This is a genomic window from Arthrobacter sp. 35/47 (assembly GCF_000520475.1).
In the GTDB taxonomy this organism is placed as follows: Bacteria; Actinomycetota; Actinomycetes; order Actinomycetales; family Micrococcaceae; genus Arthrobacter_D; species Arthrobacter_D subterraneus.
This window is the reverse complement of record NZ_KI914586.1, coordinates 127,785-135,349: the sequence shown is the minus strand read 5'-3', so window position 1 is coordinate 135,349 and position 7,565 is coordinate 127,785. Positions and strand designations below refer to the sequence as shown.

5 protein-coding genes and 1 pseudogene are annotated in these 7,565 nt (G+C 67.1%); 2 read left to right on the top strand and 4 right to left on the bottom strand.

Features of this window, described 5'->3' with window-relative positions; all coding sequences use genetic code 11:
• On the top strand, positions 1–1,033 hold a 1,033-nt coding region (locus tag X803_RS20940; protein ID WP_216699026.1), incomplete at its 5' end, for a septum formation family protein.
• 20 nt (positions 1,034–1,053) lie between these two features.
• On the opposite strand, the gene clpB is transcribed toward X803_RS20940, so the two are convergent.
• Both clpB and X803_RS0104530 read right to left on the bottom strand, forming a co-directional pair.
• Positions 1,054–3,651 carry an ATP-dependent chaperone ClpB gene (gene clpB / locus X803_RS17820; protein WP_035777959.1) on the bottom strand — a complete coding sequence of 866 codons (2,598 nt, stop codon included), beginning with the start codon at positions 3,649–3,651 and terminating at the stop codon, positions 1,054–1,056.
• 116 nt (positions 3,652–3,767) lie between these two features.
• On the bottom strand, positions 3,768–4,766 hold the full coding sequence (locus X803_RS0104530) for an aldo/keto reductase (RefSeq protein ID WP_035777920.1): 999 nt from the start codon (positions 4,764–4,766) through the stop codon (positions 3,768–3,770).
• 99 nt (positions 4,767–4,865) lie between these two features.
• On the opposite strand from X803_RS0104530, the gene X803_RS0104525 reads away from it, so the two are divergent.
• Complete coding sequence (locus X803_RS0104525) at positions 4,866–6,809, top strand: penicillin-binding transpeptidase domain-containing protein (RefSeq protein WP_026544211.1); 1,944 nt, start codon at positions 4,866–4,868, stop codon at positions 6,807–6,809.
• Between the two features lie 7 nt (positions 6,810–6,816).
• Here the strand turns inward: X803_RS0104525 and X803_RS0104520 are convergent, their stop codons facing one another.
• Together X803_RS0104520 and X803_RS22675 are read right to left on the bottom strand one after the other, a co-directional pair.
• Positions 6,817–7,221: a YccF domain-containing protein gene (locus tag X803_RS0104520; protein WP_026544210.1), complete on the bottom strand. Its 405-nt coding sequence runs from the start codon at positions 7,219–7,221 to the stop codon at positions 6,817–6,819.
• 131 nt (positions 7,222–7,352) lie between these two features.
• A pseudogene (locus tag X803_RS22675) lies at positions 7,353–7,565 on the bottom strand (DEAD/DEAH box helicase); the annotation flags it as partial.

Sequence of the window (7,565 nt, the reverse complement as noted above, 5' to 3'; positions counted from 1 at the left end):
CCCCGCGGAGGCCGCCGCTCCCGCCGGCACGGCACCGGCCGGAGGGACCGCGGGTGATGTGGCTGAAAGCCGGGGCGAAACCTCTCCTGGGCTGACCAGCCTTGCGGCGTCCGGCAATGAACCTTCGTGGGCGGGGCAGGAGCAGGATCAGTCCCGCTGGGATGCCCTGTTCGACGCCGACCAGCACTCTGCAGCAGCAGGCGTCCCGGATCCGGCGGAGAGCCCCCGCGAGTCGGCACCCGGCCCTACAGACCTGCCGGCCGGTCTGCCCGCGGAGCCCGCCGCAGCCCCCAAGGCCACTGAAACTCCTGACGCGGCGCCTGAAACACCCCCGGCAGCTCCTGACGCGGCACCCGAAACACCCTGGGCGCAGCCGTTCCCCGTCCAGGGGCCGCAGACTCCGGGCAGTCCCGTGCCACCGGTCGGCGGGCCCTATGGCCTTCCGCCGGCCGGCACGGAGAAAGCATCGCCCACCCGGATTCGTGCACGGGCAGCTGACCGGTCCGCATCCGGCTCGAACCGCAAAAAGCTGCTCATCCTCGGCGCGGCAGGCCTGCTGCTGCTTGCCCTGCTGATTTTCGCCATCGTGAGCATTGTCAACGCACTGCGTGGGGACGACACCGGGACGGGGGCAACCCCCAGCACCACGCCCGGTGCCGACGGAATCATCGCCGAGAACCTCTCGCCGCTGGAGTTGGAGGCCGGTGCCTGCATCCTCGGCTTCGATGCGGCCAACGTCAGCGCGGACGTCACGACCGTCACCTGCACCACACCGCACAACGCCCAGCTGCTGGCGACCACAAGCCTGCCCGAGGACGCCGACTTCCCCGGCGAAGCCGCACTCAACGCCAGCGGCGACGAGCTGTGCAATTCGGTGCCGATCGACGAGGATGCGACCGCCGGCTACTCCGGATTGACGCTGACACAGGTCACGCCTACCTCCGGAACCTGGGCGGAGGGCGACCGGCGCATCGACTGCTTCGTGGTATCCGACGAAGGCAACGTCATCACGGACACCCTCCTGGCTGAGTAACCCGGCCCCGGCCGCACCCCTTACGCGGGGACGCTGGAAACGCTCAGCGCCTCCGCACCACCCGCCGCACGGTCCACCCGTACCTTGTCGCCGTCGTTGATTTCTCCGGAAAGCAGGCCGCGGGCAAGCCGGTCGCCGATCTCCCGCTGCACGAGCCTGCGCAGCGGGCGGGCGCCGTACGCCGGGTCGAATCCGGTGAGCGCCAGCCACTCCCGCGCGGCGTCCGTCACGTCGAGCGTGAGCCTGCGTTCCTGGAGACGGGCGGCGAGCGACTGCACCTGCAGGTTCACGATCTGCGAAAGCTCCTCCAGGCTCAATGCGTCAAACATGATGACATCATCGAGCCGATTGAGGAACTCCGGCTTGAAGCTGATGTTCACCACCGACATGACGGCGTCCCTCCGGGCCGACTCATCCAGCGTCGGGTCCACGAGGAACTGGGAACCGAGGTTCGAGGTCATCACGAGGATCACGTTTCGGAAGTCGACCGTGCGGCCCTGGCCGTCGGTGAGCCGACCGTCGTCGAGCACCTGGAGGAGGATGTCGAAGGCTTCCGGGTGTGCCTTCTCCACCTCATCGAGCAGCACCACACTGTACGGCCGGCGACGGACAGCTTCGGTGAGCTGACCTCCCTCCTCGTAGCCGACGTAACCGGGAGGTGCACCGACCAGCCGCGCAACAGCATGCTTCTCCGAGTACTCCGACATATCGATCCGGACCATCGCCCGTTCATCGTCGAAGAGAAAATCGGCAAGTGCCTTTGCGAGCTCGGTCTTCCCCACGCCGGTCGGCCCAAGGAACAGGAAGGATCCTGTGGGGCGGTCCGGATCCGAGATTCCGGCGCGTGCCCGGCGGACCGCATCCGAGACGGAGGCGACAGCCTTCTTCTGGCCGATCAGGCGGTTCCCGAGGTTCTCCTCCATGTGCAGCAGCTTCTGGCTTTCGCCCTGCAGCATGCGTCCGGCCGGAATGCCCGTCCATGCCGAGATGACCTCCGCGATGTCCGACGCCGTGACCTCCTCCGCCACCATCAGCTCCGGCGAATCGGCCGAGCCTTCCTCCTCGGCCTGTGCCGTCTCGAGCTCGCGCTGCAGCTGCGGGATCTCACCGTAAAGAATGCGTGAAGCGTGCTCCAGATCTCCCTCACGCTGTGCGCGGTCAGCCTCCGAGCGCAGCTCGTCCAGCTTCGCCTTGAGGTCGCCGACCCGGTTCAGCCCCGCCTTTTCCGCTTCCCAGCGGGCGTTGAGCGCGGCAAGTTCCTCCTTGCGGTCCGCCATGTCGGCACGCAGGGCCGCCAGTCGCTCCACTGACGCTTCATCGGATTCACCCTCGAGCGCCAGTTCCTCCATGGTCAACCGGTCGACGGCGCGGCGCAGCTGATCGATTTCCTCCGGTGCGGAGTCGATTTCCATCCGCAACCGCGAGGCCGCCTCATCCACGAGGTCGATCGCCTTGTCCGGCAGCTGCCGGCCGGTAATGTACCGGTTGGACAGCGTGGCCGCGGCAACCAGGGCGGAGTCGGCAATGGAAACCTTGTGGTGCGCTTCGTAGCGCTCCTTGAGACCGCGCAGGATGCCGATGGTGTCCTGGACGCTCGGCTCGCCGATGTACACCTGCTGGAAGCGGCGCTCCAGGGCAGCATCCTTCTCGATGTTCTCGCGGTACTCATCGAGCGTGGTGGCGCCGATCAGGCGAAGTTCCCCGCGGGCGAGCATGGGCTTGAGCATGTTGCCCGCGTCCATTGAACCTTCAGAGGCGCCGGCCCCGACGACGGTGTGCAGCTCATCGATGAAGGTGACAATCTGCCCGTTGGACGCCTTGATCTCCTCAAGGACGGCCTTGAGCCGCTCCTCGAACTCGCCGCGGTATTTCGCGCCGGCGATCATGGACCCGAGGTCCAGGCTGATGAGCGTCTTGCCCCGCAGGGACTCCGGCACGTCACCGGCAACCATCCGCTGGGCGAGCCCCTCAACCACGGCGGTCTTGCCGACGCCGGGCTCACCGATCAGTACCGGGTTGTTCTTGGTCCGGCGCGAGAGGACCTGGACCACGCGACGGATTTCGGTATCACGGCCGATGACCGGGTCCAGCTTCCCCGAGCGCGCAATTTCGGTCAGGTCGACGCCGAACTTCTCGAGCGCCTGGAACGTGTTTTCGGGATCAGGGCTGGTGACACGCCGGTCACCCCGCACGCCCGGAAGCGCCGCAAGCAGCGCCTCCCGTGAGGCGCCCTCCTCGCGCAGGATCCGCCCCGCGGCGCCGGAGTCCGCTGCGATGCCAAGGAGGAGGTGCTCCGTGGAAACGTAGGTGTCACCGAGTGACTCCGCTTCCTGCTGGGCAGCGGTGATGACCTGCAGCATGGGGCGCGAGAACTGGGCCTGCGCGACGGAGGAGCCGGACGACGCCGGCATCGCCTTGATCGCGGTACTCGCCTTGACGCTGACGCTGTCCGCACCCACTCCGGTAGCCGTGAGCAGCGCGACGGCCACGCCGTCGCGCTGGTCCATCAGGGCTTTGAGCAGATGCGCGGGCTCCACCTGCGGGTTGCCCGCGGTGGAGGCATTCGTAGCGGAAGCGGACAGTGCTTCCTGACTCTTGGTGGTGAACTTGGTGTCCATGGTGGCCTCCTGCGATAACACAACGACTAAGTTGAGTGTACTACGCTCAACTTAGTCGCATAGAGCCATTCGACCCTTTTCTCTTCAGGCGAACCGTTCCCGCCACAGACAGTCGTTCAGGCCTCTCTCCCCTTCGACACCCAGGCAGGATCCGCGCTCCGCTCCCCCACCACAAGGTCCGCGGCCGCATCCAGCACATCGCAGTCCGCATCCGACAACCGCACCTCCAGCGCACCGACATTCTCATCAATACGTTCCGGCTTGCGGGTGCCGGGAATCGGCACCACGGGCAGACCGAACTTTCCTCCCTGCACCGCAAGCCAGGCAAGCGCCACCTGCGCGGGCGTGGCACCGGTGCGGGCCGCCACCGACTGCACAGCTTCCACTACGGCGGCATTGGCCTTGATCGCGTCCGCGCTGAACCGCGGGACACGATGGCGGAAGTCACCGGCGGAGAGGGACTGCGACTGGACCGTGCCAGTGAGGAATCCGCGGCCGAGCGGTGAGTAGGGAACAAACCCGACTCCGAGCCTGGCGGCTGTCGGCACCACCTGCCGTTCCACATCCCGGCTCCAGATCGACCATTCGCTCTGTACCGCGGCGATCGGATGCACCGCGTGCGCTGCGGCCAGTTCATCCGCGGTCACCTCCGACAGGCCCAGGTGGCGCACCTTTCCAGCCGACACCAGGTCCGCCATTGCACCCACGGTCTCTTCAAGGGGTACCGACTCATCCCTCCGGTGCATGTAGTAAAGGTCGATGGCGTCGGTGCCCAGCCGCCGCAGACTCGCCTCCGCCGCACTCCGGACATAGGCGGCATCGCCGCGGACCCCGGTATAGCCGGCGGCCGGACTCCCCTGGATGCCGAACTTGGTGGCCACCTCGACCTCATCCCGCCGTTCGGCCAGCAGCCGGCCCACAAGTTCCTCGTTGGTTCCCGCCCCGTAGATGTCCGCAGTATCGATGAACGTCACACCGGCATCGACGGCGTGATGAAGAGTCTGCAGCGCCTGCTCCTGATCAAGACCGCCGTAGACCTCGGTCAGCGCCATGCCGCCGAAACCCTGCGCGCTCACGGTGAAACCTGCTGCCAATTCAGTACGGGTCAGAGTCATGTCTCCGATGGTATGCCGGTGGCGGTCAACCCGGACAGGGTGTGCCTGTGCTGTGGACAGAGAACGCGGGTTCAGGAAGCGGTCGGCATAATGGAGCGCATGGGGAAAACCGGAACGTCTCTGATTCTGACCGCCGCCATGGTGCTGTCTGTGTCTGCCTGCACGCAGGCAGGTCCGAATCCGGAAGATGCCGCAGCACAGCTTGCCGAAGGCTTGACCAACCAGGACCTCAGCGGCATCGCCTTCTCGTCCGTTTCCGGCGAGGAAGCCACCGTACAGCTCGAAGAGATCAGCGCAGCCCTCGAACCGGCCTCACCCACGGTCTCCGTCGCCTCCGTCGAATCCACGGGTGATGACACCGCGACAGCCCAGCTCAGCCACGTGTGGGACATCGATCCGGGAGAAAGCGACTGGGCCTACACCACCACCGCGGAGCTGACCCTGGTCGACGACGTCTGGCAGGTGGCCTGGGCCCCCTCCATCGCGGTCGACGGGCTGGGTGCAGACGCCTCCCTCGCTGTGTCGCGAACACCCGCCGAACGCGCCGAGATTCTCGGTGCCGGCGGTGAGGTCCTTGTGACCGACCGCCCTGTCGTTCGGGTGGGAATCGACAAGACGCTTGTTGAAGCGTCCACCCTGGAATCGTCGGCGGCGGCACTGGCGGAACTGGTCGGAGTGGACGCCGCAACCTATACCGAACAGGTGCTCGGTGCCGGCGAGGAGGCGTTCGTTGAGGCGATCGTGCTCCGCGACAACGGGGACCGGCCCGTTTCGGATGCTGAGCTGGAGGCCATCCCGGGTGCCACCGGCATTCCCGACAGCCTCCCCCTGGCACCAACACGCAGCTTCGCGCGAGAGCTTCTGGGATCCGTGGGACCGGTGACCGCAGAGCTGGTGGAGCAGTCGCAGGGACGTCTGGAGGCCGGGGATGCAGCCGGGCTCTCCGGCCTCCAGCTGCAGTACGACCAGCAGTTGGGCGGCACTCCCGGGATAGTCATCGAGGCCGTGACCGGCGAAGGTGGAACCCGTACCGGCGAGGTCCTGTTCGAGAAGCCTGCCGTGCCCGGCGAACCGCTCGAACTCACCCTCGACGCGGGCATGCAGACACTCGCGGAGGATGTACTCGCCGAGGAGCCCTCCGCCTCCTCGATCGTTGCCATCCGGCCCTCCACCGGCGAGATCCTCACGGTGGCAAACGGTCCTGGCTCGGAAGGACTGCAGACGGCCCTGCTCGGTCAGTATCCGCCCGGGTCGACGTTCAAGGTGGCCACCTCGCTGGCCCTGCTCAAGAGCGGCTTCACCCCGGAGACAATCACCAATTGCCCTCCGGAACTGGAGGTCGATGGCCGTACATTCACCAACGTACCCGGGTACCCTGTCGGGTTCACCGGGGAGATCCCCCTCCTCCAGGCTCTTGCACAGTCCTGTAACACCGGTTTCATCTCGCAGCGGGATACCGTGTCGCAGGAAGATCTGGCCTCCGCGGCGGCGGATCTCGGGATCGGGGTCGATGTTCCGATCGGCACCCCGGCCTTCTTCGGTTCGGTTCCGGCAGAGGCGGACGGCACCACCCATGCCGCGTCCATGATCGGTCAGGGCGAGGTCCTTGTCTCTCCCCTCTCGCTGGCCATCATGGCGGCGTCGGTGGGAGCCGGGGAGCGGGTGGCTCCCACGCTCCTGGGCGGGGGCGGGGAGGAGGCCGTACCGCCGTCGTCGTCCGCTTCAGCCCAGCCTTCTGCGGAGGCGACGGAAACGCCCGCCCCCAGTGACCTCACCGCCGACGAGGCGGCAGCGCTGCGCGAGATGATGGGAGCTGTGGTCACCGTGGGAGGTGCGCAGCTGCTGGCTGATGTGCCGGGCGAACCGGTCCTCGCCAAGACCGGTACTGCCGAGTTCGGTACGGAGGACCCGCCGCGGACCCACGCCTGGGTGGTGGCGCTGCAGGGTGACCTCGCCGTCGCTGTCTTCGTCGGGGAAGGCGAGCGCGGGTCCATTTCCGGCGGACCGCTGATGGAGGAGTTCCTGCGCGGGGCGGCTCAGTAGGCGCCGCTCACCGCAGTTGCTGGGGGAACCGGGTGCCCGACGTCGGTACGATTTCCTTCCCGAGCGGCATCAGCGAAACCGGGATGAGCTTGATGTTCGCGATGCCCAGGGGAATCCCGATGATGCTGAGGAACATCGGGATGGACGTCAGTACGTGGCCGATGGCAATCCAGATGCCCGCAACCAGCACCCAGACCACGTTGCCGAGGGTTGAGAAGAAATAGGTGCGGCCGCCGCGGTCCACCACGGACCGGCCAAACGGCCAGAGCGCGTAGGCGCCGATGCGGAACGAGGCGATCCCAAAGGGGATGGTGACCACCAGCAGGCAGCACACGATGCCCGCCAGGAAGTAGCCGATCGCGAGCCAGATTCCGCCGAACAAAAGCCAGATGACATTCAGAAGTGCGTTCATGATTCCATTCTTCCCATCGTGGGCGTTCAAAGGCCATCAGGGGCTCCCCTGAAATGTCAGGAACCGGCAGAAATGCCGCTGCCCACCGGGCTGTTCGGCTCGGTGGGCGCGTGGTTCCTGCGGCGTACTGCCTAGCGGCCGCGGCGCTCGTTCGAGGCTGGCGCACTGGCCCGGCGTGAACCGGATGCACGGTTGCCGGACGGCCGGCCCGACGACGACGGCGCCGAAGCGCGCTGCCCCGAACTCCGCTGCCCGGAACCGGTCTGGGCCCCTCCACTGCGCGCGCCGCCGGCGCTGTGCGCGGCGACGTCACCGGAGCGGGCCGAACGCGGCCGGCGGGTACG